The 25,873-nt window shown below is 60.4% G+C and carries 29 protein-coding genes and 1 pseudogene; 14 read left to right on the top strand and 16 right to left on the bottom strand.

The genetic code is table 11. The features are described 5' to 3' along the window. Positions 1-10: 10 nt before the first annotated feature. On the bottom strand, positions 11-694 hold the full coding sequence (locus tag FHT76_RS10710) for a glutathione S-transferase family protein (protein WP_259126729.1): 684 nt from the start codon (positions 692-694) through the stop codon (positions 11-13). 116 nt (positions 695-810) lie between these two features. Between FHT76_RS10710 and FHT76_RS10705 the strand changes: the two genes are divergently transcribed. Beyond that, positions 811-1,422 (top strand): TetR/AcrR family transcriptional regulator, encoded by a 612-nt coding sequence (locus FHT76_RS10705; protein ID WP_183859746.1) that lies wholly within the window; start codon positions 811-813, stop codon positions 1,420-1,422. On the opposite strand, the gene FHT76_RS10700 is transcribed toward FHT76_RS10705, so the two are convergent. Continuing rightward, the gene (locus FHT76_RS10700; RefSeq protein WP_183859744.1) at positions 1,403-2,641 is read right to left on the bottom strand and encodes a multidrug efflux MFS transporter; all 1,239 of its coding nucleotides are present in this window, start codon (positions 2,639-2,641) and stop codon (positions 1,403-1,405) included. The two genes, FHT76_RS10705 and FHT76_RS10700, sit on opposite strands and share 20 nt — an antisense overlap. A 33-nt stretch (positions 2,642-2,674) precedes the next feature. Continuing rightward, positions 2,675-2,821, bottom strand: a complete 147-nt coding sequence (locus FHT76_RS10695) for a hypothetical protein (RefSeq protein ID WP_246712545.1) — start codon at positions 2,819-2,821, stop codon at positions 2,675-2,677. 213 nt (positions 2,822-3,034) lie between these two features. Here FHT76_RS10695 and FHT76_RS10690 point away from each other — a divergent pair, with 213 nt between their 5' ends. Together FHT76_RS10690 and FHT76_RS10685 are read left to right on the top strand one after the other, a co-directional pair. Next, on the top strand, positions 3,035-3,379 hold the full coding sequence (locus FHT76_RS10690; RefSeq protein WP_183859742.1) for a nuclear transport factor 2 family protein: 345 nt from the start codon (positions 3,035-3,037) through the stop codon (positions 3,377-3,379). A gap of 336 nt (positions 3,380-3,715) precedes the next feature. Then, positions 3,716-5,282 (top strand): annotated as a pseudogene (locus FHT76_RS10685) (FAD-dependent monooxygenase). A gap of 58 nt (positions 5,283-5,340) precedes the next feature. Here FHT76_RS10685 and FHT76_RS10680 read toward each other — a convergent pair. Continuing rightward, positions 5,341-5,841, bottom strand: a complete 501-nt coding sequence (locus FHT76_RS10680) for a GFA family protein (protein ID WP_183859740.1) — start codon at positions 5,839-5,841, stop codon at positions 5,341-5,343. A gap of 233 nt (positions 5,842-6,074) precedes the next feature. Between FHT76_RS10680 and FHT76_RS10675 the strand changes: the two genes are divergently transcribed. Further along, the gene (locus FHT76_RS10675) at positions 6,075-6,755 is read left to right on the top strand and encodes a redoxin domain-containing protein (RefSeq protein WP_183859738.1); all 681 of its coding nucleotides are present in this window, start codon (positions 6,075-6,077) and stop codon (positions 6,753-6,755) included. Between the two features lie 164 nt (positions 6,756-6,919). Here the strand turns inward: FHT76_RS10675 and ilvD are convergent, their stop codons facing one another. From ilvD to FHT76_RS10660, 3 genes are all read right to left on the bottom strand, one after another. Beyond that, positions 6,920-8,593 carry a dihydroxy-acid dehydratase gene (gene ilvD / locus FHT76_RS10670; protein WP_183859735.1) on the bottom strand — a complete coding sequence of 558 codons (1,674 nt, stop codon included), beginning with the start codon at positions 8,591-8,593 and terminating at the stop codon, positions 6,920-6,922. A gap of 119 nt (positions 8,594-8,712) precedes the next feature. Continuing rightward, positions 8,713-9,276, bottom strand: coding sequence for an AAA family ATPase (locus FHT76_RS10665; RefSeq protein WP_183859734.1), 564 nt, complete (start codon positions 9,274-9,276; stop codon positions 8,713-8,715). 86 nt (positions 9,277-9,362) lie between these two features. Beyond that, entirely contained in the window at positions 9,363-10,133 is a 771-nt protein-coding gene (locus FHT76_RS10660; protein ID WP_183859732.1) for a 2-keto-4-pentenoate hydratase, read from the bottom strand. Here FHT76_RS10660 and FHT76_RS10655 point away from each other — a divergent pair. From FHT76_RS10655 to FHT76_RS10645, 3 genes are all read left to right on the top strand, one after another. Continuing rightward, positions 10,117-10,521, top strand: a complete 405-nt coding sequence (locus tag FHT76_RS10655) for a hypothetical protein (RefSeq protein WP_183859730.1) — start codon at positions 10,117-10,119, stop codon at positions 10,519-10,521. The two genes, FHT76_RS10660 and FHT76_RS10655, sit on opposite strands and share 17 nt — an antisense overlap. 572 nt (positions 10,522-11,093) lie before the next feature. Beyond that, positions 11,094-11,363 (top strand): hypothetical protein, encoded by a 270-nt coding sequence (locus FHT76_RS10650; protein ID WP_183751975.1) that lies wholly within the window; start codon positions 11,094-11,096, stop codon positions 11,361-11,363. Between the two features lie 43 nt (positions 11,364-11,406). Next, complete coding sequence (locus tag FHT76_RS10645) at positions 11,407-12,750, top strand: hypothetical protein (RefSeq protein WP_183859728.1); 1,344 nt, start codon at positions 11,407-11,409, stop codon at positions 12,748-12,750. A gap of 100 nt (positions 12,751-12,850) precedes the next feature. Here FHT76_RS10645 and FHT76_RS10640 read toward each other — a convergent pair whose 3' ends face one another. From FHT76_RS10640 to FHT76_RS10625, 4 genes are all read right to left on the bottom strand, one after another. Then, positions 12,851-13,651 carry an ATP-dependent Clp protease proteolytic subunit gene (locus FHT76_RS10640; RefSeq protein WP_183859726.1) on the bottom strand — a complete coding sequence of 267 codons (801 nt, stop codon included), beginning with the start codon at positions 13,649-13,651 and terminating at the stop codon, positions 12,851-12,853. After that, positions 13,648-14,949 carry a hypothetical protein gene (locus FHT76_RS10635; RefSeq protein WP_183859724.1) on the bottom strand — a complete coding sequence of 434 codons (1,302 nt, stop codon included), beginning with the start codon at positions 14,947-14,949 and terminating at the stop codon, positions 13,648-13,650. Before FHT76_RS10635 ends, FHT76_RS10640 begins: the two co-directional genes overlap by 4 nt. Before the next feature lie 191 nt (positions 14,950-15,140). Beyond that, the gene (locus tag FHT76_RS10630) at positions 15,141-16,628 is read right to left on the bottom strand and encodes a hypothetical protein (RefSeq protein ID WP_259126736.1); all 1,488 of its coding nucleotides are present in this window, start codon (positions 16,626-16,628) and stop codon (positions 15,141-15,143) included. 210 nt (positions 16,629-16,838) lie between these two features. Further along, positions 16,839-17,168: a hypothetical protein gene (locus tag FHT76_RS10625; protein ID WP_183859720.1), complete on the bottom strand. Its 330-nt coding sequence runs from the start codon at positions 17,166-17,168 to the stop codon at positions 16,839-16,841. A gap of 200 nt (positions 17,169-17,368) precedes the next feature. Here FHT76_RS10625 and FHT76_RS10620 point away from each other — a divergent pair, with 200 nt between their 5' ends. From FHT76_RS10620 to FHT76_RS10610, 3 genes are all read left to right on the top strand, one after another. After that, positions 17,369-17,971, top strand: coding sequence for a superoxide dismutase (locus FHT76_RS10620; RefSeq protein WP_016553204.1), 603 nt, complete (start codon positions 17,369-17,371; stop codon positions 17,969-17,971). Positions 17,972-18,075: 104 nt separating this feature from the next. Continuing rightward, the gene (locus FHT76_RS10615; RefSeq protein WP_183859718.1) at positions 18,076-18,930 is read left to right on the top strand and encodes a metallophosphoesterase; all 855 of its coding nucleotides are present in this window, start codon (positions 18,076-18,078) and stop codon (positions 18,928-18,930) included. An 80-nt stretch (positions 18,931-19,010) separates the two neighbouring features. Beyond that, positions 19,011-19,160 (top strand): hypothetical protein, encoded by a 150-nt coding sequence (locus tag FHT76_RS10610; protein WP_016553206.1) that lies wholly within the window; start codon positions 19,011-19,013, stop codon positions 19,158-19,160. A 51-nt stretch (positions 19,161-19,211) separates the two neighbouring features. Here FHT76_RS10610 and FHT76_RS10605 read toward each other — a convergent pair whose 3' ends face one another. The 3 genes from FHT76_RS10605 to FHT76_RS10595 form a co-directional block, all read right to left on the bottom strand. Continuing rightward, complete coding sequence (locus FHT76_RS10605; RefSeq protein WP_183751961.1) at positions 19,212-19,481, bottom strand: cyclase; 270 nt, start codon at positions 19,479-19,481, stop codon at positions 19,212-19,214. 186 nt (positions 19,482-19,667) lie between these two features. Further along, positions 19,668-19,883 carry a hypothetical protein gene (locus FHT76_RS10600; protein ID WP_183859716.1) on the bottom strand — a complete coding sequence of 72 codons (216 nt, stop codon included), beginning with the start codon at positions 19,881-19,883 and terminating at the stop codon, positions 19,668-19,670. Positions 19,884-20,069: 186 nt separating this feature from the next. Then, on the bottom strand, positions 20,070-21,494 hold the full coding sequence (locus FHT76_RS10595; RefSeq protein WP_310503126.1) for a DUF1254 domain-containing protein: 1,425 nt from the start codon (positions 21,492-21,494) through the stop codon (positions 20,070-20,072). A 227-nt stretch (positions 21,495-21,721) separates the two neighbouring features. On the opposite strand from FHT76_RS10595, the gene xth reads away from it, so the two are divergent. From xth to FHT76_RS10580, 3 genes are all read left to right on the top strand, one after another. Next, complete coding sequence (gene xth, locus FHT76_RS10590; protein WP_183860729.1) at positions 21,722-22,522, top strand: exodeoxyribonuclease III; 801 nt, start codon at positions 21,722-21,724, stop codon at positions 22,520-22,522. Between the two features lie 57 nt (positions 22,523-22,579). Beyond that, on the top strand, positions 22,580-22,918 hold the full coding sequence (locus FHT76_RS10585; protein WP_183859712.1) for a putative quinol monooxygenase: 339 nt from the start codon (positions 22,580-22,582) through the stop codon (positions 22,916-22,918). 66 nt (positions 22,919-22,984) lie between these two features. Then, on the top strand, positions 22,985-23,200 hold the full coding sequence (locus FHT76_RS10580) for a dodecin (protein ID WP_016553212.1): 216 nt from the start codon (positions 22,985-22,987) through the stop codon (positions 23,198-23,200). A 56-nt stretch (positions 23,201-23,256) separates the two neighbouring features. On the opposite strand, the gene FHT76_RS10575 is transcribed toward FHT76_RS10580, so the two are convergent. Next, positions 23,257-24,165 carry an AraC family transcriptional regulator gene (locus FHT76_RS10575; RefSeq protein WP_183859710.1) on the bottom strand — a complete coding sequence of 303 codons (909 nt, stop codon included), beginning with the start codon at positions 24,163-24,165 and terminating at the stop codon, positions 23,257-23,259. 165 nt (positions 24,166-24,330) lie between these two features. Here FHT76_RS10575 and FHT76_RS10570 point away from each other — a divergent pair, with 165 nt between their 5' ends. Continuing rightward, the gene (locus tag FHT76_RS10570) at positions 24,331-25,110 is read left to right on the top strand and encodes an SDR family NAD(P)-dependent oxidoreductase (protein WP_259126742.1); all 780 of its coding nucleotides are present in this window, start codon (positions 24,331-24,333) and stop codon (positions 25,108-25,110) included. Positions 25,111-25,115: 5 nt separating this feature from the next. On the opposite strand, the gene FHT76_RS10565 is transcribed toward FHT76_RS10570, so the two are convergent. Beyond that, positions 25,116-25,817, bottom strand: coding sequence for a YafY family protein (locus tag FHT76_RS10565; RefSeq protein WP_183859708.1), 702 nt, complete (start codon positions 25,815-25,817; stop codon positions 25,116-25,118). Positions 25,818-25,873 lie beyond the last annotated feature (56 nt).

Raw genomic sequence — 25,873 nt, 5'->3', positions numbered from 1 at the left:
TCGACAGAAGTCAGGGCAGGACAGGCGTGCCGGTCCGGTTGGCCGCGGTAAGGTAGACCTCCGGGGCAAAAAAGACGCCGTCCTGTTCGAAGGCCAGCAGCTGCTCGGCCTGTAGCGCCTCTTTCACCCTTGGCCGCTCGGCAACCCGCTTCATGAAAGCGGAAAGCATGGGCCATTGTCTGAGGTCGATAGCGATCCATGGCGACCAGTTCAGGCAGACGAAGAGATAGGCATCGGCCACGGTGAAATTTTCGCCGGTCAGGTAGGGCCCTTTCATATGGTTGCTCAGCCATTCCAGCCTTTTGACGAGCAGGGCGTGGATCTGGTCATGGGCGCCGGCATAGGCTGCATCGAAAAACATCACCATCGGTTTGTGCAGCTCCGATGCGATGAAGTTCAGGTAGGATTGCACCTGGTTGCGCTCGAAGGTACCGGCCGCCGGCAGCATAGATGTTCCCTCAGGCGCGCTATCGGCAAGGAACTGGGCGATGATCGGCCCCTCGGTCAACACCTTGCCATCGTCGAGAATCAGGGCCGGCACATAGCCGTTGCCGTTGATGGAAAGATAGTCGTTGCCATTCTCCGCTCGGTGGGTCGCAGGATCGACGATGATCAGTTCCACATCGATCCCGAGTTCACGGCAAACGATATGCGGCGAAAGCGAACAGGCGGCAGCACGCATGTAAAGTTTCATTGGATTTCCTCCTCCGCAGACCGGCATTGGCGTGCCGGCATCAATTCATTGGACATTTGTACTGTTTCGCATAAAAATATGCTCGTCAAGAATTTAATGCGAAGCGGTACAAAAATATGATGGATGAGAAAAAGCGCGGCCGTCCGCGCGCGTTCGATGCGAGCGCCGCGATCGGCAAGGCGCGTGAGGTTTTCTGGGACCGGGGATTTTCCGCGGCGTCGCTGGACAATCTGAGCGCCGCCACCAGCCTCAACCGGCCAAGCCTCTACAATGCCTTCGGCGACAAGGAGGATCTTTATCTGGACGCGCTGGAGGGCTACCGGGCCGACAGCATGGTTGCGCTCGAGGACGCGCTGGATCCGTCCTTGCCGGTCCGAGAGAATCTAGCCCGGATGTATGATCGCGCCCTTGCCACCTACCTTCATGGCGATACAGCTGCGCGTGGCTGCCTGTTGATCAGCACCGCGACCGTCGAAGCCGTCCGGCACGAGCGGGTGCGCGAGGTGCTGGGCCGCAGCCTTGCTGATTTCGACCGCGCGATAGAAGATCGCCTCGCCCTGGCGATCGAACGCGGAGAACTGCCGGAGAAGACCGATCCGAAGGCATTGGCCCGGTTGGCCTCGACCATCATGCACTCGCTGGCAGTGCGGGCGCGGGCCGGGGAAACCCGTGAGGCGCTGGAAGCGCTGGCGCGCTCCGCCGTCGATCTTATCTGCGGCGTGCCGTGACGGCGCGCGGTCGCACGAGCCAGGCATAGGCGGAACCGGCAATCAAAAGCACACAGGTTCCAAGAAAGACCGCCCGCATGCCGATATGGCCGCCAATGAAGCCGCCGAGCACCGGGCCGGCGACCTGGCCGACATATTGCGACGATACCGAAAGCCCGAGGATGCTGCCAGCCGCACTGTCCGGTACGCTATGGCGGATGACCGCGGAAATGCAGGGCAGAAGCCCGCCGAGCGCGATCCCCATCAGGAAACGCAGGACGATCAGCTGCCAGGAACTGGTCACGAATGCCTGCGGGATCAACAGCACGCCGGCAGCGGCAAGCGCGCCCGCTATAACAGGCCAGTGACCGATCCGGTCGGCAAGCTTGCCGAGCCGCGAGGCCGACAGGATGCTGCCGAGGGCTGCGGCCGACATGACGATACCCGCGATCATCGTGACCTTGCGCGGGTCTTCCGCCAGTTGCGCGACATAGACGGTGATGATCGGCTCGATCGACATGTTGGCGAGCATCAGCAGCATACCGGTCGCGAGCATCGCGATGACGGGTCCCTTGTCCGGGATCGAGGCCCAGCCGCCGCTCGCCTTTGCGGCCTGTTTGCGGGCAGGGGACTTCTCTTCCTTGATCAGGAAGGTGGTGGCGAGAAACGCCAGGAATATCATCGCGCCGGCGGCGAGGAAGGTGTTGCGGATGCCGATCAACGGCGGCAGCGCGCCACCGATCAGCGGCCCGACAAGGTTGCCAGCCATGATGCCGGACGAGAGCATGCCGAGCGCCCAGGCGGAACGGTCCTTCGGCGTCTGCGTGGCAACCAATACCATCGAGCCGGACGAATAGCCGCCGGCAAGGCCGACGAACAGGCGCAACGCCACCAGCTGCCAGACATTGTCGGCCATGCCCATCAGCGAGATCGCGACCGTCATCCCGGCGCTGGCGCGCACCAGCATCAGCTTGCGCCCATAGATGTCGCCGAGGCGGCCCCAGAGCGGCGCCACGAATGCGGCGGCCAAAAAGGTCGCGCCATAGGCGATGCCCGACCATTGCACGATCGCCGCATGGTCGCTGACGCCCAGCTCCTCGACATAGAGCGGCAGGAAGGGGAGCAGCAGCGTCATTGCGACGATCGTCGTGAACGAGCCGAGCAGCGAAATGACCAGATTGCGCTTCCAGTATATCGAACCGCTGTCGACGACCGCGGCTTCCCATTTGGTATCGGTCATTTCATGGCCTTTGCATTGATCGTATAGGTCAGTTCAGCCGCGCGGGAGGCAAGCATGTCCCTTTGCGGCGGCAAGGAAATCGGCGCGGGTGAAGGCGTCGGGAAGCGGGAGCCGGTCGGTGTCGAGCGCATGGGCGGTTGCCCGGCAGTGGATGCGCAGATCGTTCCGGGGTGGGTACACGCCCATATAGCTCCCTCGCGGACCATCCATCAAGGCGGCTTCGAAGCCGTTTTGTCGGCGCCGTGGTGTTCCATTGGTCTCCGATGCAACCCGCCGCAGGCCGTCACCATCAGCCCTTCGCCAGCCGATTCCCGGCCGCGGTTGCGCAAGGTGGTTCCCTCTGCTATAAACTGATTGCAAATTGCAATCGGAATTAAAACGAAGGACCGGGCGATGGCAGGCGATGACACACGACGCAAGGGCATCGTTCGCAGCCTTTACGCTGCCTACATCGAGGGCCGCAAGGATGATGCCGGTGCAATGCTGACGGAGGACTTCAGCTTCTCCAGCCCACGCGACGATCGTATCGATCGGATCGAATATTTCAGCCGCTGTTGGCCAGAGCCGCCACCGTTTCGCGACATGGAGATCGAATACCTCCAGATTGCGGGCGACGAGGCCGTGGTCCGCTACCGCGCCGAAAAGCATGACGGCGGCGCGTTCCGCAACATGGAGGTTCTACGTTTCAGGGGCGACAAGGTCGCCTCCGTGGACGTTTTCTTCGGTCGCAACGTCTAGCGCTTGGAAAACAACTCGGCGAATACGCGGCCGACCCTCGAAATGCCCTAGCGCCAGCTTGGGTCGACGGGTTCTTGCGGCTGCAGCCTCGATCGGGCTCGCGCCGCAGCCGGCGTTGCAGGCCGGTCGTCAATCCGTTATACAGCCTGCGTCGGAAAAGGCAGACTTGGTTTGGTAAGCCCAAGTCCTTTTGGAAACGAAAGCTCTGGCCTCCTGCCTCGCGCATGAGATCCCCCACGACGAGCATCGGGCCGCTCAGGCGGTGCCGATTGTTCGTCCGTGTGGTTCTCGCGTCGATGAACCGCTCCGGGTCGAACACCAACAAAGGAGCAGTTCATGCACAACAGCCAATCGACCATCTATGACGTCGTGATCGCCGGCGCCGGCCCCTGTCGGCCTATTTCTCGCCTGCGAGCTGCGGCTTGTGGACCTCTCGGTCTTGGTGCTGGAGCAGGCCGAAGACCCGATTTCGCCGTTGAAGCGCCTTCCATTCGGAATGCGCGGCCTTTCGGCTCCCACCATCGAAGCCTTCTACCGTCGCGGAATGCTGGACGACATCACTGCTCCGCAACCTGCAAAGGACGACCCGGGCAACCGAAGCGCTCCGGCATCCGCGCATTGGATGCAACAGGCGCGCCGGCCGGCTGGCCATTTCGCCGGTATCCAATTTTACCAAGACAACGTTGACACCGCGAAGTGGCAGTATCGTCTGCCAAGTCCGGCCGGCACCAGCATGGTGATCGAGATGGAGCACCTCGAAGCCGTCTTGGCCGCCCGCGCAACCGCAATGGGCGTCGAGATCCGGCGCGGCTTCAGCGTCGAGGAGCTCGAGCAGTCCGGCGAAATCGTCAGCGTCCGCGCCGGTGGTGAAACCTTCGAGGGACGCTGGCTCGTCGGTTGCGATGGTGGCCGCAGCACCGTGCGCAAGGCCGCCGGCTTTGAATTCGTCGGTACCGATCCCGAGTTCACGGGCTATTCCGTCGAGGTTGAAATGGCCGATCCGGACAAGCTCCAGCTCGGCCGTCACTATACGCGGACGGGCATGTACACGTACTCCCGCCCCGGGACGATCGCGATGGTCGAGTTTGACGGGGGCGCTTTCCACCGCACGCAACCGATTACGCTCGAGCATGTGCAGGCGGTTTTGCACCGGATCTCAGATGCCAACGTGACGATAACAGCACTCCAGCTTGCCACCACCTGGACGGATCGCGCCCATCAGGCGACAGAGTACCGCAACGGCCGAGTGCTGCTCGCCGGCGACGCAGCGCACGTCCATTCCCCCCTGGGCGGCCAAGGCCTCAACCTCGGGCTTGGCGACGCGATGAACCTCGGATGGAAGCTTGCCGCCACCATCCGCGGCGATGCGGCGGACGGCCTGCTCGACACCTATGCAAGCGAGCGGCACCCTGTCGGGGCTCAGGTCCTCGACTGGTCGCGCGCCCAGGTCGCGCTCATGCGGCCGAACCGCAGTTCGCGAGCGCTCGAAGCCATCATCCGTGATCTGATCGAAACTCGAGACGGGGCGACATATTTCGCGGAGCGGGTATCGGGCGTTTCTCTCCGCCAGGATCTAGGCGGCAGCCATCCGCTGGTCGGTCGTAGCGCGCCCGACTTCGAGCTCGCCGACGGGACGAAACTCGGCGAACGCCTCAGGCGTGGGCAAGGCCTGCTGCTGGACTTTGGCCCTGGCTCTCCCCTTCAAGCCTTGGCAAACGGTTGGAGTGAACGCATGACCTACGTCGCGGGCACCGCGAAAGACCGGCTGGGTTTGAGTGCTTTGCTCGTGCGCCCGGATGGAGTCGTCGCCTGGGCCTCGGACACTGCCCCTGATCTTGAGGACGCCGCACAGGCCGCCTCGCGATGGTTCGGCGAAGCAAAGCCGGTCGCTGAATCTGCCTGAAGCCTTGTTCTCTAACGCCGCGCCCGGCAGAGCCGCAATCGCTTGCAGCCGCCCGAACTCAGCGATCGCGCGCCCTCACTGCCCATGAGGTGGTATCGTGATCGGGATGCTGGTTGTTGCTCTCCTTGATTGCTGCGGCCCAGTCGGCGCCGTTGTTCTCGGTCACACCGGCGTTTTCGATGCCCGTGATCGTATCGAACCACGCCACCATGTTTTCGGTGCACGTATTGGCAAGCGGCGGGAATGCGTGCGGATCGTCAAGCGAACCTATCATCAGGTTGGTGCGACCGTTTTTAAGGTGGTGGAAAAACAATGGCGTTCCGCAATTGGCGCAGAAGCCGCGCTCGACAAGCTCCGAGCTCTTCCAGACGCTCGGCTTGCCGCGTGTCCAGGTGAGCGCATCGTCGGGTGCGGCGACGAGCGCGGCAAAGATGCTCCCCGAAGCTTTCTGGCACATGCGGCAATGGCAGAGATGCGAATTGTCGAGCATTGCTTTTGCGTGGTAGCGCACCGTACCGCATTGGCAGCCGCCGCTCACCTCCATGTCGATGCGTTTCATTTTCTCTCCTCTTCCAAGCGGCAGGTCAGGCCCGATTTAGGTTTTCGCCGCTATCTCGACTGTTCCGGGGACTTGCCCGTTGTCCGACCGCCCGTTTGCGCTGCAAGGCTCCTGAAGCTTCGCGCTCCAGCCGATTGCACCCGTGAACATAGCGAGTGGTGCCGTGGCGTGATAGGTGTTGCACTTGGATCAAGCACAGCAGCCAACTGAACTCCTAGCAAAGGACAGATGCCATGCGAGACCAGATGCGCCCGCTCCAACCAGGGGAATACGCACCCGCCTTCGCGCTTCCGTCGGCAAATCAAGAGGGAACGGTTTCTCTTGCCAGCCTTCACGGTCACCCGTTTCTGATCGCCTTCTTCCGCGGGTTGCACTGTCCGTTCTGCCGGCGTCAGGTCGGACAACTCGGTAGTCTACAGCCTGCCCTGCACGCCGCGGGGGTGGAAACGGTTGCCGTGATCAACACGCCGGTGCAGCGCGCCCGCGTATATTTCGACCACCGGCCGACGCCGGCCGTGCTGCTATGCGACCAGGATTGCTCCACGCACCGGGCCTTTGGTGTGCCGTACGGGGAGTTCCTGCCCGAGGGCAGCTCCGAGAAACCAGTATGGCCCTATCGGGCAAGCATGGAGCAATTCGAGGCCGCTCGCATCAACCCGACGGGCGAACTGCCGGACGCGCTTCATCCGATGGCGGCCAACGCCTTACTCAACGCCCAAGACGGCTTCGAGCTTACTGAGGTTGACCATGCCATCTTCGCAAGCCACCCCACACAGCTTGTCGGACACTTCCTCATCGACGGCGATGGCATCGTTCGCTGGGTGCAAATTGAAGCGCGCGACGGGCCTGACAGCCTCTGCACCTTTCCAAACGCGGCGGAAATGCTCGCCGCCGCCAGCAGCCTCCGACGTTGAAGGCATGGCATCTCCGACATTCGTCAAGCATGTTTGAGGTCATCGGGCGGGAAGGATTTGACCGCTGATGGCGGGGTTCAGTTTGAAGTTCAATCGGATCAGACGCTCGTGCGCTTGGGCCGACAATCGACATGCCGTTTTGCGCCAAACGCAGCCAGTTGAAACTATCCGGTTATCGCTCCTTCGTTAGCCGGTCTGGCGAGCGCTGCAAATTTTGCGAGCACCCCTTTGGTGTACCTGGGATTGGGTTGTCTCCAAAGCGCGCGCCGTCGCGCGATTTCATCCTCGCCCACCTCAAGCTGAAGCAGCTTACGATGCGCGTCGATGGTAATCATGTCGCCCTCTTGAACAAGCGCGATTGTCCCTCCGACAAATGCCTCAGGTGTAACGTGGCCAACGACCATTCCCCAGGTCCCACCCGAGAACCGGCCGTCGGTGATAAGCCCCACGCTGTCGCCAAGTCCACGACCGATGATCGCAGATGTCGGAGCCAGCATTTCAGGCATGCCGGGACCGCCCTTCGGACCGAGATAGCGCAAAACCAGTATGTCGCCCGGCCGAATGTTGTCAGCCAAAATGGCATCCATAGCCGATTGCTCATCTTCGAAAACACGCGCGGGGCCGGCAATTGCAAGCTTTTTCAAACCACTGATCTTTGCGACCGCCCCATCCTCGGCCAGATTGCCTTTGAGGATTGCAAGATGGCCCTCGCTATAAAGCGGGGCATTCAAGGTTCGAATGACAGATTGGTCCGCACGAGGTTGATCTGCCAACCCCTTGAGTTCTTCGGCAATAGTACGGCCGGTGACGGTGAGACAATCCCCGTGCAACAGGCCCGCATTGAGTAGAAGTTTCAGCACCTGAGGAATGCCTCCGGCTTGATGGAGATCAACCGCCATGTATCTTCCGGACGGCTTGAGATCGCAGATGACCGGTACTTTCCTGCGTATCCGCTCGAAATCGTCGAGGGACCATTCGACTTCTGCTGCGTGTGCGATCGCGAGATAGTGGAGGACGGCATTGGTGGAGCCACCTGTAGCCATAATCAGGGCGACCGCATTTTCGATAGCGTTGCGCGTAACGATATCGCGAGGTTTGATGCCTTTTTTGACGGCCTCGACCAGCGCGCTCGCGGATAGAGAGGCGCTATCGATCTTCTCTTGGTCGGTGTTTGCCATGTTGGAAGAATAGAGTAGCGACATACCCAGCGCCTCGAACGACGAACTCATGGTGTTCGCCGTGTACATTCCACCGCACGAACCAGTTGAGGGGCAGGCGTTGCGTTCGATCCCGACAAAATCTTCCTCGCTCATGTTTCCCGCCATGAACGCGCCTACGGCCTCAAAGGAGGAAACAATGGATAGCTCTTGCCCCTTCCATCTACCCGGTTTGATCGTCCCGCCGTAAACATAAATTGCAGGAACGTTTGCTCGAAGGATGCCGATCATTCCACCCGGCATATTCTTGTCGCAACCGCCGATGACGAGGACCCCGTCCATCCATTGCCCCTGGACCGCCGTCTCGATGCAATCTGCGATCACTTCGCGGGAAACCAGTGAGTATTTCATGCCCTCAGTGCCCATGGACATACCATCAGATATCGTCGGCGTTCCGAAGACTTGAGGGTTGGCACCCGCCGCCTTGATCGATGCGATCGCCGCATCCGCCAGCGGCTGTAGTCCTGCGTTGCAGGGCGTGATCGTCGAGTGCCCGTTTGCAATGCCGATCATTGGCTTGTCGAAGTCCGCTTTCTCATAACCGAGCGCGTAATACATCGCGCGATTGGGCGAGCGTGCCACCCCCTCGGTAATATGCTTTGACCTGTCGTTAAAGGGCATCGCACTCCTCCTGCTTCGGTTTGGAGAGGGGACTAAATGAAGTCATACCATAGATCGCAGGAAGCCGTTTTCCTTTCGGCTGTCCGAAGGACTGAAATGGACAAGCTGCAGCCGATACTTCAGGGCCGCACAGAACCAAAGGCAGCCATCACGGTTCTGGTCTCTCCGCACCTCGACAGGATATCGTCGATAACGGAGGCGAGCGGCGCGGTGGCGTCAATGGCGGTCGCGTTTCTGGGAACGTCTTCTTTCGTCGCATGCAGTCGCATGATCACCTCTTGTTCGGCGGGCTTTGCGCCAAACTCGCCTTCAGGTCTGCTGGCGAGCCGCCTCTTCAAGGTGTCCAAATCGACGTCGAGGACGAAGACTTCGTCAAACAGGTCGATGAATTGATGAAAATTCCTCGAACCGCCGCAGAAGAAAGAGATCGAGTGGCTTTGATCGGCCACCATAGATTTGACTTTGTCGATGTCCCAAAGATGGTGCTTGTGGCCGAAGGCGGCATCCAGAACGCTCCGCTTTAACGCTGAGCCATCCAGTGGTTCACCCGTCTCAGGGTCGCCTTGATAGGCGAGTTCACGATCACCGTGGATGACGTGATAGCCGCGCTGCTGCAATCCGGTGGCAATTGAGGTCTTGCCAGTGCCGGACACGCCTTCGATCAAAAAGTTCCTGATACCCATTCCGTCTCGCTTGATGAACCGCGTGCCCGTGGACATCACTTAGCATGCAGAGGCACCGTTTTCGAATGGGCCGCCCAAAGCCCGTATCAGGTGAAGACGCACTCGATTTGGCCAAGTGGACCGAAGTCGGCTGCCAGGTGCTGGCCCGCCCAGACCTGGAGAATTTTCGTGCATGAGCCAGTCGCGACGATGTCGTTCGGCTCGAGCCGTCGGCCCTTTGCCGCAAGCTCTGCCGCAAGCCAGGCGACGGCGTTCAGTGGATCACCCATGACCGACGTCGCCCTTCCCGAAAAAACGGTTTGCTTGAACAGAAAGGTCGTCACCTCGATCTTGGCGACTTCGCCAGGCCAGATGCGCGGAACCGGGTCGCCGCAGATCGTTGCAACATGTAGGCCGAAGTCGGCAATCGCCGCATGGTCGCCGACGAATGTCCGGCGAGTCCGGCGGCCGACGATCCCAATGGCCGGCCGGCAGCCCAGGATGGCGTCGCTGGCAGTCTTGGTGTCGATAGGCTCGCCATCCTCCGGATAGGACCGGCGCATCGTGAACACGAACTCGCATTGGACGCCGATCGTCTCCGGCGGAAGTCTGAACTCCTTGACGCCCTCAAGCAACGAAAAGGCGGGAATCTCGGAATAGACTGGCTTGGTCAAACCCAATGTCCGCAACGACTCGTCGCTTGTCCCGATAAGCGCATAGCCCCTTCGTGCGAAGCCCAGGGCGTCCTGCGCGATCGCCTGGATGTCGTAGGCCTCTTTTTCCGAGGCAATCAGGTTCAATGGAAGATCGCAGGGGTCCTCGCGGCGCCGGCTCTTGGCGAGGATGTCGGCGGTAGCGTCCTTGAGTTCGAAATACATCTTCGTGCTCCAATTCTCAAAAATCGGCTGTGGCAAGAAGATGGCTGCAGGCGTGTTAGGGTTCCAGACGAACGCGAGCGCGCGGAAATCAAAATCTCATAGTGGCGCTGCTTCTGAACGCGACGCTTATGCGACACTTATTTTTGGCGGCTCGTCACCGTATCGATTTCATACGCCGGACCATGCGACGCTCATTCCATTGATGTGTCTGATGGAGACAGGAATGTTCGGTCGATACGGAATCCATTATCTTACTAAAGAGCGCGACATCATTGCCGGACGCTATCAGAGGCGACAGGTAGGTCCGCAATTTCGTGAGGTCCTCGTAGCCACCGGGCTGGTCTTGGTGGCGCTGCTCGGATTGATTGCCGCACGTCTTGTCGCATAGGCTGGCATTCTCGCCAGTCCGTTCGGGGGCATGACCGTTATGACAGAGCCGATGCCCGCTTTGGGGGCTTATCGCCTTCCACTGATGCGTCGCATATCGACAACGCGCCCATCGTGTTGCCGCACGGCAATCTCGAAGCGGCTACCGCCTCTCCAGGCACGATAGACGAAGAAACGACTGCGGCAGTCGATCCTCCTGACATCCCTAAAACCGCGGTTGCGGAGCAGCCTCTCGCCCTCACTGCAGGTAATTCCCCGGCCTCTATTGAGATTGGTGCCGATGTTGATGGTTATATTGGTCTGTGCACTTGCTTCGGTCGGCACGGATATTGTTGGGACGCAGAGGCCGACAGCCAGCGCTAGCGACAGGAACAACGATCTAGGCAAGGCATCCTCCCTTTACAGAGCGTGCTCCGACGCACGACACTCGCTTATCCCGGCGAACTGTACAACCGTGGCGGTCGCAGCGATAGCAGCGAAAGCGGACATCATGCGCGATTGGGTTTTCAATTTCTGCTAGACTGTCTTGGCCGCGTGTTGTTGCGGAGCAAGTTAACCGAGGGAGGAAGATCGATGGTTAGCCGCCTTCCACTTTCGTTGGTCTTCGCCACCGCCGCTTTGCCAACGCTTGGCGCCGTCGCGATCGATCCGACCACGGTGACCTGCAAGGATTATAATGCAGCCAGCCACGACGGCATGGTCGAGATTGGTTCCACGGTGCGCCAGGCGCTAAAGAACGATCCCAAGCTGGGCAAACTCAGCCAGGGCAATCTGCTCGTGGCAATCAACAACGCCTGCGAGGCCCACAAAGACGCAAAGCTGATTGACGCCCTGCATATGTGACCGTCTCGAAGACCAACCAGTCTTGGTGGATGTGGAAAAGACCATGGTGGACACGCTATTCAGTCACCGCATTGCCGCAGGTCTTCGGCTGGCGCTCGCGGGACTCGTCGTATTCGGTGGCTCCCCGTCAGCCGCGCTCGCGGGCCAGACCGACATGCGGGACGTCATTGTGCGCGAGTTCGAGGCGTTCGACCCCAACTATCGAGAGCGTCGTCAGCAATACACGGAGCGTCTCGAGGCGCTCGCCGCCGGGATCGCCGCCGAACAAGCCGCCGGCAATACGCTGCAATGCTCGGAACAGCTCTATCTCGAGGCAAAATGGCTGCTTGGCTACACGGCAAACTGGAAGGCGCTGGAGGACAAGCTGGATCGCATAGAGCGGAGCCTGAAGGATAAGGATCAGAAGTTTGCCAGCGAGCAATCGGCGGTCGATGGCTTCTGGGGGCTTTGCTACGAGCAATGGTTCATGCGACTGGGGGCGACAGCGGCGGCGATCGGCCTTCTTACAAGCCAAGGGGAGCCGCCCCACTACCGTCTGCGCCCGAGGCTCCGCACCGGCCGGGAACTCATCAATTATCTGCAGAGCCTGCTCATCTCGGACATCGAAAACACGGGTGTCGACAACCGTGGCGAACTAAGCAGCGTGATGACCAGTTATTCAACGGCAGCCTACAAACGTGATCTGCAGGATATTCTTACCGGCTACGTAGCACTCGACGAGAGCATCGCCTGGGATGAACTGCGCGAAGCTGCCTGGTTTTTCATCCACGGCGCACAGGATACCGAAACGGGCTATTGGGGCGCCTGGTACGTGATCGATGGCAAGATACGCAAGACCGCCGATCTCAGCATGACATTTCATGTCGTGCGCTACAGCAAGGGCGACGTGGAGCATTGGCCGCAGATCATCAAGACGACGCTTGCCATCAAAGACGATCCATATCCTTTCGGGTGGCGCAGCGGCGGGAAGTTTACCAACCACAACCTCTATGATGTGGCTTCGATCTTCAAGTTCGGCTGGCCGCACATGAGCGAGGAAGAGCGCGGGATGGCCCGCGAGGAAATTCGCCAGATGTTGCGCTGGTCGCTCGAGAACACTCTGAACGCAGACGGCAGCTATCGGCATGACCCCGGCTACGGGGACTCTTATGCGGACGAATATTATTTCGGCGTGTCGCTGCTCGATGTTCTAGGCTACTGGAAGCCTGCAGAAAGGTTTTGGACCGATGATCCACTTGAGCCGGCCTTGACCGGTCGCGCCGACTGCTGCCTCATCAAGCAACGCGTTATCGAATATCGCTTTGAAGGATGGGCCGGTGCCGGCGCCCTGGAGAAGCTCGAGAGGAATTGCGGCGTGTGTCCCGCTCAAGCGGCGACGCAACCCTAAGCTACCAACGTCAGTCAAGCCGTGCTGCGAGCTTTAACCAGCAATTCTCTCAGCCCCTGCTGACTTGCCGGCAGCTCCGCGCAGCTTTCCGAACTTGCCACTATTTCGTCTTCTTAGCTACCGGGGCAGTCGGCGTAACCAGCGCGAAGTCCTTCATCTCGTCGGGCGAGAGATAGTAGAGCTGGTCGGGCGGCGTTTCCATCGCGTGAATCCAGAGGCCGGGCTTGATGCCCATCTCGTCGAGATGACGGGTGACGTCAGCGGTGGTGCGCTGCGCTTCCGACATGGCACGTTCCGGCGACAGCTTTTCGCTGGTGCCATTGAAAATCTGATGCACGCCGATGACGGAGTCCTTCTCCGCCATTCGCACGACGCCGCCCGCCATGACGATCGGGCAGGAGGAGACGCAAAGTGCGCCGCCAGCAACGCTGGTTGCGATCTTGCGTTCGCGGATAACCGTGGAGATGGCGATCGCGTCGCCGATCGACCCGCCCGGTGAGTCGAGCGAAATTGTTCTGACATACTCGCCACGAGCTTTGATCTCAGCCTCGAAACGCGCGGCCGCGCCCGGTTCGATCGTGCCTTGCGCGAGCAGCACGCCGTCAGGTTGCAGTTCGAAGCGGATCGCCTTCTTGAGGAGCTCGGGGTCTGTGGTGATCTCGGCCGGTGCGCTTTGTGGCTTGCCCTCGGTGAGAGCCGGCGGAAGCATGGGGAGGGCGCCCGGCATCGCCGGATCGAAGGCTGGCGTGTCGGTGTTGCCGGCGCTGATTTCATGCCAGTCGATGACCACGAAGATTGCGGCCATCGTCAGCAGCGCGTGGAAGGCATGCCGCATCAGCCTGCCGTCATCGGCGGAGAGCACGTAGTTCTTCAACTTCTGCCCCGCCGTTTCCAGTCTCATGCGGGCGGTCCCTTGCGCGGTCCCTTGCCCGACAGGTCGAAGTTCGCGACGTTTGATTGGTCCGCCGTTTCGGTGCGCTCCGCCGCGTCAACGGCGGTCTCGATGTTAACCCCGTGGCGCTGGATTTCACGCTGCACTTCCAGCGCCTGCAGAAGCTCGGCGGCGGTGATCCGCTCGGCGAAGGGCAGGCGCTGTTCCTGGCGGCGCAGCGTCGAATGGACGATCGACAGCATGAAGATCAGCACCGCCGGCAGGATGTCGATCGATATGGCGCCGGCCCAACTCGGAATGAAATCGCCGGCATAGCGCAGCACGGCCTCCGCCGAGGAGAGCGGCACAAACCGCCGTTCAGCCACCGGCTTGCGTTCGAGGATCTGATCGGCCGCCTGCGAGAGCACCTTGGATTGCGCCGCAACGGAGGATCGGATCGTCTCCATCACTTGGTCCTGGCGTGTCGCGAGATCCGCCTCGCGCCCATCCGCAACCGGCGCGATGAAGCCGAGCGACAGGTCTTCCGCCGCGCGCTTGACCGACGGTGCGATCGAGGTTTGCTCCAGCGAGGTGATGACGCCAGAAAGCCCGACGACTTCGGCCGCGAACTGGTCGGCACGTGGGTTGATCGCACCCGGCGCCGACACCAGCGTCCGCATTGTTTCGAGATGCTTGCGACCCTCGTCAAACAGCGTCGTCACCCGCTCGCGCGAGGCGTTGATTCCGTTTTCCAGTTCGGTCAGCTGCGAGGCCATTTGTGACAGAAGCTGCACGACGCTGCCGGCGCCCGTCGTTCCCGTCAGTGCGCCGGTTTCTCGCTCCTGATCGGCTAGCCGCTGAAACCGTTCCTGCGTACGCTGGATGTCGGGCAGCAGGCTCTGGGCGGCAAGCGCGTTCTGGTGCGCCTGGTCGAGGTCGGCCGTGTAGTCTTCCAGCGTTTCGGCGAGATGCTGTTCGAGTGCTGCGGAGCCCGCCAGCGCGGCCGCGTTCAGCCAGCTCGACATGGCGATGATCATCGCGCAGCCGAGCGCCATGACGCCGAGCATCGCTGCGCGGCCGCCTGCGCTGGTTACGTGCGGATAGAAGCGGGCCATGTAGGTCCAGAAGGCATAGATCGCCACCGAAACGGCGCTGGAATAGATAAGCGCCGCGAAGAAGACAGCCGTTGCCGATCCGTCGAGGATGCTTCGGACCCCGAGGTAGGTGTAAACGCCGGAGGCAAGCGCCAGGATCGCGAACGCGAAGCGGGTCATGCTCTCGACGGCTTCGATGCCATCCTGCAAGCGATGCGACGTGCCGAGCGCCATGGTCTCCTCCTGGCCAATGCATGCCTGCCGAAAGCGAGCCGCTTCGAGGCGAGGACATGCATAAGAACAAAGACCTAAGGCAGGTCGCGCAAGTCTTTGTTCACGCGATCCGCCTTAGCTCCTTAAGAAACCAATACAATACAGGCAAAAGCAAGACTTGGCATCAGGCCGTGGCCCGACGCCGTCAAGCCTCATTCGGCGGGCGTGCCATCGGTCGACGGTGCGCGCAGTGACTTCTCGGAGATGTCGATCATTGGCGTGAAGCTTGCCGCCGGCATGCGGACGTCGTCGTGTTCATCAAGAGGGGCGGCGGGGACAAGACCACCAGCCCGTTCGCTGCGCGCGACCTCGAGCTGGCCGGTCAGAATGGCGCGCTCCGCGCGCAGCTGCCGGATCTCCGACTTGGCGATCTCAAGGCTGGTGCGCAGCTGGCCGATTTCGTAGCGATCAGAATCCATGCGTGTGTCGATGTCGCGGCGCAGTGCGTCGGCATCCCGGTCGCGGCGCACGCGCAGGCTTTCGGCTTCACGCAACTTCAGGGTCAGCTCATTTGCCTGCGTCGCGAGTTCGCGGCGGGCGGCCTCGCTTTCAGCGCCGGTCGTGCGGGCGCGCTGCAGTTCTTCGGCAAGTCGCTCGGAGCGGGAGAGGGACGTGGCGAGTTCCGATTTGACGCGCTTCAGATCGGCGCGTGCCGCCTGCAGCTCCTCGTCGGTCATCTTGTTGCGGCCGTTCGCGGTGATGAGAAGCTTTTCCACGAGTTCGGCCTTGGAACCGATCGCCTCATGCTTCGTCGTCAGGTGCGCGATCTCCAGCGCCGAGGACGCCTGCAGCGTCTCATGCTCGACCTCGAGCCTCTTGTGGCGCTCCTCGACGAGCGAAAGGTCCTGCTTCAGATTGGCAACCGTCATCTGCAGGTTGCGCACCTGGGCTTCTTGTTCGATGAGGCTGGACTTCAGATGGCTGCGTTCCTCGTTGAGCCGGGCCATTTCGCGGGTCTGGACGCCGTTTTCGCGACGTGACGTTTCGATCAGCAGCTGGTGTGCCGTCGCTTCGTTGTCGAGCTTCTCACGGGTGGCCGAGAGTTCGCGGCTGCGCTGGTCGAGCTCGGTCTGGGCGCGCTTCAGCAGCGTCGAGGCTTCGTCGAACTGGATGGCGCGATCCGTCAGCTCTCGCTCGGCGTCAAGCAGCCGATTTTCGATGATCGTGAATTCTTCGCGAGCGACCTGATGCACGCCCTGCAGCTTCGTCAGCTCGTCACGAAACGCCTCGATCTCAGAGCGAAGCTGCGTGTTGTCGGCACGAAAATCCTTGTTTTCGGCGCCGAGGCGAAGGTTGTCCTGGTCGGCCTTCTGGCGCGCGTTGCTTTCGTAGTCGAGAAGCGAGCTGATTCGCGCGCATTCGGCGCGGAGCGCGCCGGTTTCGTTCAGCGACTGGCTGTGGGTGCCGAGCAGCGAGGAAACGCGTTCCTGCAGTGATGCGAGGCTCGACATGAGATCCTCCGACGTCCGCTGGTTTTCTTCCAGCGCCGAGCCGAAGGCTGCAAAGTCGTTGACGTCGGGAATGGCGTAACGCAGCGGCTCATCGGCCGGGCGCTCATCGGTAATTGATGCGGGTCGGTATCCTGTCGTCGACAGCGATTTGCCGCCGTCTTCTGCGCGACGAAAAAAGTTCATGACCATGACTTGTGCCCCAAAAGTACTTGCCAAAAACGCCGGCGAAATATGGATTTCAGCTAATTAAGCGACCGATCGAAAATTGCCGTGAGTCCGTAAACGCATGCTCCGCGTGCATCTAGAAACGGCTATGTGTCGGTGTCAAAATACGCAACATGACAATCAACAGGTTTGACGGGCGTACCTGTGATGTTTGTGCAACAACGGCAGACGACCTTATTCGTCGGGTAGAATCCGCATCTCGTCCGTCTCAATTTCGCTGCCCAACTCGACCTCTTTCGTCTGCTTGTCATAGACACAGAAATAGCTGACGAAGCCATTCGCACCCTTCGGCTTGCCGGTCACCAGCGCGATGCCGTAGTGCTCGCTGCCGAACGGGTCGACGACGGCATGCGGAAACTCGATCGAGGCTCGCGCCGCCTGTTTGCACTTTCCTTCAACCTCGGTCGCGAACTGCTGCCAGGCGTCGCCTGGGGAGGCGCGGGCGGTCCCCGCCGCAGCGATTGCGATGGCAAACATGCAAAAGCGGATTTTATTCCTCTGCATCTGAAGAGCCCCGTCTTCCTGCTGTTGCGAAACGCGCCCATGATCAGCGATTTAGGGCTGCAAAGCCAAGTGCTTGGCGAAGGCAATTTTTCCTCTCCGTCCGTCTTTTTTGATATTTCGCCGGTTGCCTCTCCATGCTTGCGCTCCTATGTTCCGCCTCACCTGCCGATTACGCAAACTATTGCCAAAGGAGACCCGCAATGGCTTTCGAATTGCCCGAACTTCCCTATGACTATGAAGCGCTTCAGCCCTTCATGTCGAAGGAAACCCTGGAATTCCATCACGACAAGCACCACAAGGCTTATGTCGACAACGGCAACAAGCTTGCGGCAGAGGCAGGCCTTTCCGATCTCTCCCTCGAAGACGTCGTGAAGAAGTCGTTCGGCACCAATGCCGGCCTCTTCAACAATGCTGCCCAGCACTACAACCACGTCCACTTCTGGAAGTGGATGAAGAAGGGCGGCGGCGGCAACAAGCTGCCGAGCAAGCTCGAAGCTGCGGTCAATTCCGATCTCGGCGGCTACGACAAGTTCAAGGCCGACTTCATTGCGGCCGGCACGACGCAGTTCGGCTCCGGCTGGGCTTGGGTTTCCGTCAAGAACGGCAAGCTCGAAATCTCCAAGACCCCGAACGGCGAAAACCCGCTCGTGCACGGCGCAACCCCGATCCTCGGTGTCGACGTGTGGGAACACTCCTACTACATCGACTACCGCAACGCGCGTCCGAAGTACCTCGAAGCCTTCGTCGACAGCCTGATCAACTGGGACTACGTCCTGGAGCGCTACGAAGCCGCTGCCAAGTAAGCGGTTCGACAGAACAGATGTCAGCACCCGGCGCCTCGAAACGCCGGGTGTTTTCGTTTCGAGACCGTCACAGGCGTGTCATGCGGCGCGCCTAAATCGCTGTCATGACGTCCTTTTCCGATTTTCCCGTTCTCCGCTTCGGCGTCGTCGCAGATCCCCAATATGCGGCGAGGGAGCCGCATGTCGGGATGGACCGCCATTATGCAAATAGCCTCGCCAAGCTGTCGGAGGCGATCGAAGTCTTCAATGGCGAAGAGCTGAGCTTCGTCATCACACTCGGCGACATCATCGACCGGGATTTCGAGAGCTTCGACGACATCTTGCCGGTCTACGACAGGCTGAAGCACGAAAACTACTTTCTGCTTGGCAATCATGATTTTGCGGTAGCCGCCGACCGGTTGGCCGATGTCGCCAGCCGCGTCGGTCTGGCGTCATCCTATTACAGCTTCGTCAGGCAGGGCTGGCGGTTCATTGCATTGAATGGCAACGAGGTCAGCACCTTTGCGCCGCCGGAGGGGCATGCCGATCGGGAGGTTGCCGCTCGCCGGCTGGCCGAACTCCGGGCCACCGGCGCCGCCAACGCACAGGACTGGAACGCCATGCCTGGTGACGAGCAGTTCGCCTGGCTTTCCGGCCAGATCGAGGACGCCGGTGCCGCGGGCGAGCGCGTCATCGTCATGAACCACTACCCAGTCTATCCGCCGAACGAGCATGACGGCTGGGACCGCGAACGGATGATCGCGCTACTGGCTGCGCACGGCCATGTGGCCGCCTATTTCAGTGGACATAACCACGCGGGCAATTCCGGCACGCTCGACGGATGCCATTTCCTGAATTTCAAGGGCATGGTTGATACCGAGAGCCAGAATACCTTCGCCATCGTCGAAATCCGGGCGGACCATATCGAGGTTCGTGGTTTCGGACGAGAGGACAGCCGGACGCTGAAGCTCCGTCGCTAGGGGTGTCATCTCTGCGCGCCGCCACCCCGCGTGGAACCGACATGCTCCCATGAGGATTATCAAGCTCATAGGAGGCCATCATGATTCGAAAACTAAAGTCCGGCGAATATCGTCTTTACTCGCGCAAGGTCGACCCCAAGACCCACAAGCGCAAAAACCTCGGCACGTTCAAATCACGCGAAGCGGCCGAGAAACACGAGCGCGAGGTACAGTACTTCAAGCACCACTAGGCGGTACTTGAGCGTCTGAGCCTGTCGGCGGATCGATTAATCCGGGTGGGTTCACGCCTTGTTGGTGAGCCAAACCGTTGGCGCGCCCAGAACGCCGCCAGTGCGCATCGCCGCCCTTAACTCTTCCAGCTTGCCGAAGGCCTGCGCGGCCTCGACCGTGGCAAACTCATGGGTGACGGTCACGTCGTTGGGATTGTCGGCGGCTTGGTAAACGGCCTCGGCGGTAACGCCGTTTGCCTTCTGCACGGCGGCAAACGCGTCGTAGACCTTGCGCCATGCAGCGTAGTCCGAAACCTCATGCCTTACGAACATTGTCGGCATCTGATCCTCCCACTTTTGGATTTACAGGCGAGGGCGTTCGGGTCGCCACCGTATCACCGAACGCGCCCGCGCGCCCGGGAAAAAACGGCAAGGTGCGGTATGGCAACCCGCCCATTGGGTTCGCCACATGCCCAACAGTTTCGGGGGCCGCCGGACACGCGCCGCTTTTCAATCCAAGGGGAAGAGTTACTCAACCTGCTCAGCAGGATCGCTTCGATCAATCGCGCTCAGGAGACGATCCTTTGTGTCGTAGCCATCCTGGAAGAGATCGAAGAATATCGAGGCTGCCCGGCAACCTTCGATGCTGATTGGATCTTTCTTGTGCAGGTGGCACCATTCCGAGAGTGCCTCGAATACGACGTCGACGTCTGTGAAGGAGATTAAGTTTGATAGGACGGTCATTTGGTTCGATGCTCCGCTCAGGCAGAAGCACAAAACTCCCAAGCGGCCGTTGCCATTAAATGCCGACCGATGATTGATTGTACCGCCCGCGACGAAGCACGGCTATTAACTAAGACATAGCCAGTCCAACGCCTGCCGCTCTGTGCCCTACATGCGCGCCTGCGATTACAATCTTATATTCCACCGTCATTGAACTTTTGTCATCGGCGGATGCTTCCATGTGCCGTCGAGGGCTTCCGGCTTTGGCCAATAAAGCCGCATCGCAACGACGAAAGGCCCCTTCGGTGCAGGAAGCCAGTTGGGCTCCCTGTCCTTCCCAGGCGATTCGTTTTGAACATAGAACGTCAGCCCGCCGTCGGCGTCCTTCACGAACTGCGGCAACATCGGTGAATTGAGCAGGTAACGGTCAATCGAGTTGGCGACGAGCAGGCTCTGGGGGAGTTCGTACATGGTCAGGGACCAAAAGGCGTTCACCGGTGGCAGCGTGCCGGGAGCGAAGTGGACCGTGTACCTGTTGGCGCCGTCGAGTTTCTTGCCGTCGGAATCAACGGCGTAAGCCGGGTATATCGCTTCCTGCTTCGAGTTGCCGTAGATACCGAGGACGGCAGCCGTCATTCGGTAGAGGTAGTTGTTCTTCAGATATTCACGTGTGCCGAACACGTCGCCGGAGGTCACTTCGCCGGTATCGAAGCGTTTCCGCATTGTCCCCATTTCCGCCCATGCGTCGGCCGTTCCCTGCTGGAAGGCAGTCTTCATCTCAGGCGACAGCTTGTTCGCGTCGAAGGTCTTGCCTCCGCCGATGCCGATCTTGGCAAAGCGCGCCATCAGTTCGGTTTCGGATGGATTGGTCGGGCAAAATTGCAGGACGAAATTGAGAATGCTGAAAAACTCGGGTGACGTCTTCTCTTCGTCTGGCGTGAGAGGCTTGACGAAATCGATCGCGCTCGCCGCGGCCGGGGCGGGCTGGCCGAGGAATTTGGACAGGGGCTCCGCTTTGTAGGCGGCCTGGATTTTCTTCACGTTGTCCAGATCGGCCGGATTGAAGAGCTGCGTCCGGTAGGCCGCAAGCGCAAGTTCGGTCTCCGACCGCATCACCTTCTTGATGCCTTTTGGCGTCTCGCCCTTCCAGCTCGGGCCGGCGATCAGAAAGCTCCCGCCGTCGTTGCCGGTCGCGCGACTGCCAATATAGTCGAAGTTGAAGGTATAGGCGTCGATCAGCTGGATACTGAAGTACCTGTCCTTCTCGATCGGCGGCACTGTCAGCACCATCGGTTCGGCTCGGAGATCCAGGCCGAGCATTGAATACGGCGTATCGGAGTTCGGAGTCTGCACCGCCGTGTCGGCCGGCGTATAGACACGTGGGATGTTGACCAACTGGTTCCAGGGGCCTTTGTACTCAGGGTCTTTGGTGTTGACGAAATAGGCGTATTGAATGCGGTAGCTGTCGACCATCGGGAAGCCATAGATGTAGGCTTCCTTGGCAATCGCGCGTGCCTCGGTCGCGCTGATGTCAGCGGAAATGCCCTTCGCCGGATAGAGGCTCGCGAAGCCGGTTGCCAGGATCAGTCCTTTGGTGAATTCACGTTTCGTGAGTTGCATGGCTGCCCCCATTGCTTTGATCCAAGACCGTTGATCTGCAAATCCACGAAGCAGCTTTGCGCAAAAATCGGCTCGCTGGAAGCACGTTACGGTAACATTGGTGTAAATGGCAGGCGGACGGCCGCCACGGGAGAATCCGATCGCTCTTTCAAGCCTCTAACGTCGCGGAGGTTCCTTGAACTTTATCAGGCGACGTCCATTTTCCTCCGATCGATACCCATCCAAGCGTGCTTCGTCTCTTGAAGATCGCGACCTACAACATCAACGGCGTGAACGGGCGCCTGGAAAATCTTCTTCGCTGGCTGAAGGAGGACAAGCCCGACGTCGTGTGCCTGCAGGAACTGAAAACGGAGGATGCCCGGTTTCCACGCGGCGCACTCGAGCGGGTGGGCTACGGCGCGATCTGGCATGGACAGAAGAGTTGGAACGGCGTCGCGATCCTCTCAAAAGGCTCGACGCCGATCCTGACGCGGCGCGGTCTTCCCGGCGATCCCGACGACACGCACAGCCGCTACATCGAGGCCGCCATCGAGGGTATTCTCATCGGATGCCTCTATCTTCCGAACGGAAATCCCGCGCCCGGCCCGAAATTCGACTACAAGCTCCGCTGGTTCCGACGGCTCCACGACTATGCCGCCGAACTGCACGCGCTTGACATTCCGACCCTCCTGGTCGGCGATTTCAACGTCATGCCGACGGATCTTGACGTCTACAAGCCGGAGCGATGGCGGGATGACGCCCTCTTTCGGCCGGAAGTCCGCAAGGCCTATGCCAACCTCGTCGCACAGGGCTGGACCGACGCCATAAGACATCTGCATCCGAACGAGCGAATCTATACCTTTTGGAAGTACTGGCGAAACTCGTTCGAACGCGATGCCGGCCTTCGGATCGACCACTTCCTGCTCAGCCCGATGGTCGCCCCATGGCTGAGATCGGCGAGCGTGCGCAGGAAGCCGAGGAGCTGGGAACACACGAGCGACCACGCTCCCGTGATGATCGAACTCGATATCCCCCGGCGCGAGGACGATGAGCAAGGATAACGGATGGTCTGCGAAGCAGCACCGCTCGGGGATGAAACAGACAATTCGAGGTGTCTGATGAAGTTCATAACGGGTTGGCTGACCTGCAGGCGGGGAACGCGCGAGGAGTTCCTCCTCGCCATGGAACCCCATGTCGCGTCCACGCTCAACGAGCCGGGCTGCGTATTTTTCGAGTATCATCGGCATAAGGATGACGAGGATGTGGTAGTTTTGATCGAAGGCTTTCGTGATGCCGAGGCGCACGAGTTCCATCGGCGGACACCGCACATGATCGCCATGCAGGCCGACGTTCGGCGGCTTCTCGCAAAGCTGAGTATTATTGAGACGAGTTCTGATGACGTCGCCCGTTATGATCTCGACTTTATTGCAAATCCGCCGGGCCCGTATTGTCCCTAGTCATGCCAGCGGACAGAAACCCTAGCAGGAAAGCCCACAGCCTAGGCAAAATTGGAGGAGGATAGGATGAGCGATCACGTCTACAAGAAAGTGGAACTCATTGGGAGTTCGAAGGTGTCTGTCACCGAGGCGATCGAGACCGCGGTCGCGCGAGCCTCGAAAACGATGCGCAATCTCGAATGGTTCGAAGTCGATCAAATCCGAGGCCATATCAAGGACGGCGCAGTCGCGCACTATCAGGTCGTGATGAAGGTCGGATTTCGAATCGACGACACGCCGTGACAGGCTGGGGAAGAAGAGGAGGCCGCGTGCCTTGCCTCGTCTCTGTCGGCATCCGCTCAGGCAGCCGTGACCATTGGCAGCTCTTTCCGCTCCATCGCGTCGCGCTTCGGCGGCGTGCCGAACATTCGGGAATATTCGCGGCTGAACTGCGAGGCGCTTTCATACCCAACCTGATAGGCGGCCGTCGCAACGCTTGCACCGTCCGACACCATCAGTCTCCGTGCCTCCAGCAGCCGCATGTTCTTCTGATACTGCAACGGCGTCATGGCGGTCACCTGCTTGAAATGCTGGTGGAAGGAAGACGGGCTCATGTGCGCGACGGACGCAAGCTGCTCGATCCGCACGGGCGTAGCAAAGTTCTCGCGCAGCAGATGGATGGCGTCGGTCATGCGCCTGATATGACTGCCGGGTAGCGCCAGCTTGCTGACCTCCGCCGCGTTCGGTCCTGTCAGCAGCCAGTAGCAGATTTCGCGCATGATCGCTGGATAGAGCACCGGAATGGCCTTCGGCGTGTCGGCGAGGCGCACAAGCCTCAGCACGCAATCGGCCAGCACGCCGTCGAAATTCTGCACGAAAACACCGGCCGCGCTATCGCTGGCCGGTCGTGGCGGCTGTTCCATTGCCTCCATCACTTGGCGCAGGATCGCCACATCGAAATCGATGTTGAGGCCGATATACGGCTCCTCCTTGCTGGCCTTCGTGATCTGCCCTAGGGCCGGCACCTCGAAGGTGACGATCAGCGATTGCATCTCCCCATACTTGAGGACACGGTCGCCGACCATGATTTCCTTTGCCCCCTGGACGACAATGCAGATCGTCGGCCGGTAGATCATGTGGTTCGGCATGACAGGCTGGGTAACCCGTGACACCGAGAGCGCCGGCACAGGCGTCTCAAAACGCCCGTCGGCGTCGCCGGCCGTTCGGTCGATATAGGTCTGGATGACTTGCTTCAGGGTATCGAGCATCGCCAGCGTCTCCTCGTCGTTCGGCGCCAGCTCAAGATAAGCGCCGTATCGCCTAGTCTGCAAGTTGCTTGGAGGATCAGGCAAGAAATTCGAGAGTTTCGGCATTCAACTTCGGGCACCGACGGGCGTACCGTAAGGGCATAAAATCCAGCAAAGGAAGCGACCATGCCCAACGAAACACAAGCAAATTCAGCATCTAAGGTAGCCGTCGTCACCGGCGGTAGCCGTGGACTCGGCCGCAATACGGCAATCAACCTTGCCCGTCGCGGCGTGAACGTCCTCTTCACGTATCGTGCAAATCGGGCAGAAGCGGAGACCGCTGTGGTGGAGATCAGATCACTCGGCGTCGAAGCCATCGCCCTGCAGCTGGACACCGGTCGCGTCGCCGAGTTCGAGGCCTTTGCGGGCAAGGTGAGAGATGCCTTGCAGGGTCTTGGAAAAACTCGGTTCGACTACCTCGTCAACAATGCCGGCAGCAGCTATCACGCAACAATTGCCGAAACGACGGAAGAGGCATTCGACGAACTCGTCAACGTGCATCTGAAGGGCGTCTTCTTCCTGACGCAGAAGCTGCTGCCCTTGATGGCCGATGGCGGACGCATCATCAACGTCTCGAGCGGCCTTGCCCGTTTCGCCGTCCCGGGTATCTCCGCCTATGCGTCGATGAAGGGGGCGATCGAAGTGTTCACCCGTTACCTCGCCAAGGAACTCGGCCCGCGCGGCATCACGGCCAATACGGTTGCACCAGGCGCAATCGCAACCGACTTCAGCGGCGGCATGGTGCGGGACAATCCGACCTACAACAAGATGGTCGCCGATGCGACGGCGCTCGGCCGTGCCGGCGTGCCGGACGATATCGGCCCGATGATTGCCTCGCTGCTTTCCGACGACAACCGCTGGGTCAACGGCCAGCGCATCGAAGTCTCCGGCGGCACGCACCTCTGATTGACTTAACCCGCCGCGGCAACCGGCGGGTTCGTCCACCCACTCGTCCAGAGTTGTCGCAGCCGGTCGCCGTCGCCCCGGAAATATGCGTCGGCGGTCTCGCAATGCTCGACGCGGTCGCTGCGGAAATTGCGGATCGCCTGGCGCAGCTCGCACCACGCGACGATGTTTGCGGTCTGCGAATAGTAGATGAGGGCGATCGGCTGGATCCTGCGCTCGGTCGCGCGGCCGAGTTCGTCGCGATAGTCGAGCAGCAGCTTCTGTTCGTCGCGGATGGCGCGGCGAACGAGACCAAGATCGAGCCCGACCGGGGATTGAGCCACCGATCCCCAGGCGTAAAGCGCCTTTCGTTCCATCGCCTGACGCAGCGGCGCCGGGACGGCGCCTGTTATCTTCTGGTTGACGCCCTTGGCCGCCCGCTTGAGTTCCTCGTCGCCGGTCCGGTCGAGCAACGCCAGCGACAAGACGATCGCCTCCATTTCCTCGACCGAGAACATCAGTGGCGGCAGGTCGAAGCCCGGCCGCATGATGTAGCCGATGCCGCGGCCGCCCTCGATAGGGACGCGCATCGCCTGCAAGGCGGCGATGTCGCGATAGATCGAGCGCACCGTCACCTCGAGCGTTTCCGCCATACGGGCCGCCGTCATCGGCTTGCTCGCCAGCCGCAGGATCTGGATGATCTCGAAAAGCCGTGAGGCCTTGCGCATTTTTCGGCTCCTTCAGCCTATGCTCCTGACAATACACTGTCAGTTGGGCCGTCGTA

The organism is Rhizobium sp. BK176 (assembly GCF_024808055.1).
The sequence above is the reverse complement of the archived record's forward strand: the minus strand, read 5'-3'. Positions and strand labels throughout refer to the sequence as shown.

Excerpts from the sequence above, each read along its gene's own strand:
- FHT76_RS10710 (WP_259126729.1), bottom strand. The coding sequence starts at position 694 with ATGAAACTTTACATGCGTGCTGCCGCCTGTTCGCTTTCGCCGCATATC.
- FHT76_RS10705 (WP_183859746.1), top strand. The coding sequence starts at position 811 with ATGATGGATGAGAAAAAGCGCGGCCGTCCGCGCGCGTTCGATGCGAGC.
- FHT76_RS10700 (WP_183859744.1), bottom strand. The coding sequence starts at position 2,641 with ATGACCGATACCAAATGGGAAGCCGCGGTCGTCGACAGCGGTTCGATA.
- FHT76_RS10690 (WP_183859742.1), top strand. The coding sequence starts at position 3,035 with ATGGCAGGCGATGACACACGACGCAAGGGCATCGTTCGCAGCCTTTAC.
- FHT76_RS10680 (WP_183859740.1), bottom strand. The coding sequence starts at position 5,841 with ATGAAACGCATCGACATGGAGGTGAGCGGCGGCTGCCAATGCGGTACG.
- FHT76_RS10675 (WP_183859738.1), top strand. The coding sequence starts at position 6,075 with ATGCGAGACCAGATGCGCCCGCTCCAACCAGGGGAATACGCACCCGCC.
- ilvD (WP_183859735.1), bottom strand. The coding sequence starts at position 8,593 with ATGCCCTTTAACGACAGGTCAAAGCATATTACCGAGGGGGTGGCACGC.
- FHT76_RS10665 (WP_183859734.1), bottom strand. The coding sequence starts at position 9,276 with ATGGGTATCAGGAACTTTTTGATCGAAGGCGTGTCCGGCACTGGCAAG.
- FHT76_RS10660 (WP_183859732.1), bottom strand. The coding sequence starts at position 10,133 with ATGTATTTCGAACTCAAGGACGCTACCGCCGACATCCTCGCCAAGAGC.
- FHT76_RS10650 (WP_183751975.1), top strand. The coding sequence starts at position 11,094 with ATGGTTAGCCGCCTTCCACTTTCGTTGGTCTTCGCCACCGCCGCTTTG.
- FHT76_RS10645 (WP_183859728.1), top strand. The coding sequence starts at position 11,407 with ATGGTGGACACGCTATTCAGTCACCGCATTGCCGCAGGTCTTCGGCTG.
- FHT76_RS10640 (WP_183859726.1), bottom strand. The coding sequence starts at position 13,651 with ATGAGACTGGAAACGGCGGGGCAGAAGTTGAAGAACTACGTGCTCTCC.
- FHT76_RS10635 (WP_183859724.1), bottom strand. The coding sequence starts at position 14,949 with ATGGCGCTCGGCACGTCGCATCGCTTGCAGGATGGCATCGAAGCCGTC.
- FHT76_RS10630 (WP_259126736.1), bottom strand. The coding sequence starts at position 16,628 with ATGGTCATGAACTTTTTTCGTCGCGCAGAAGACGGCGGCAAATCGCTG.
- FHT76_RS10625 (WP_183859720.1), bottom strand. The coding sequence starts at position 17,168 with ATGCAGAGGAATAAAATCCGCTTTTGCATGTTTGCCATCGCAATCGCT.
- FHT76_RS10620 (WP_016553204.1), top strand. The coding sequence starts at position 17,369 with ATGGCTTTCGAATTGCCCGAACTTCCCTATGACTATGAAGCGCTTCAG.
- FHT76_RS10615 (WP_183859718.1), top strand. The coding sequence starts at position 18,076 with ATGACGTCCTTTTCCGATTTTCCCGTTCTCCGCTTCGGCGTCGTCGCA.
- FHT76_RS10610 (WP_016553206.1), top strand. The coding sequence starts at position 19,011 with ATGATTCGAAAACTAAAGTCCGGCGAATATCGTCTTTACTCGCGCAAG.
- FHT76_RS10605 (WP_183751961.1), bottom strand. The coding sequence starts at position 19,481 with ATGCCGACAATGTTCGTAAGGCATGAGGTTTCGGACTACGCTGCATGG.
- FHT76_RS10600 (WP_183859716.1), bottom strand. The coding sequence starts at position 19,883 with ATGACCGTCCTATCAAACTTAATCTCCTTCACAGACGTCGACGTCGTA.
- FHT76_RS10595 (WP_310503126.1), bottom strand. The coding sequence starts at position 21,494 with ATGGGGGCAGCCATGCAACTCACGAAACGTGAATTCACCAAAGGACTG.
- FHT76_RS10585 (WP_183859712.1), top strand. The coding sequence starts at position 22,580 with ATGAAGTTCATAACGGGTTGGCTGACCTGCAGGCGGGGAACGCGCGAG.
- FHT76_RS10580 (WP_016553212.1), top strand. The coding sequence starts at position 22,985 with ATGAGCGATCACGTCTACAAGAAAGTGGAACTCATTGGGAGTTCGAAG.
- FHT76_RS10575 (WP_183859710.1), bottom strand. The coding sequence starts at position 24,165 with ATGCTCGATACCCTGAAGCAAGTCATCCAGACCTATATCGACCGAACG.
- FHT76_RS10570 (WP_259126742.1), top strand. The coding sequence starts at position 24,331 with ATGCCCAACGAAACACAAGCAAATTCAGCATCTAAGGTAGCCGTCGTC.
- FHT76_RS10565 (WP_183859708.1), bottom strand. The coding sequence starts at position 25,817 with ATGCGCAAGGCCTCACGGCTTTTCGAGATCATCCAGATCCTGCGGCTG.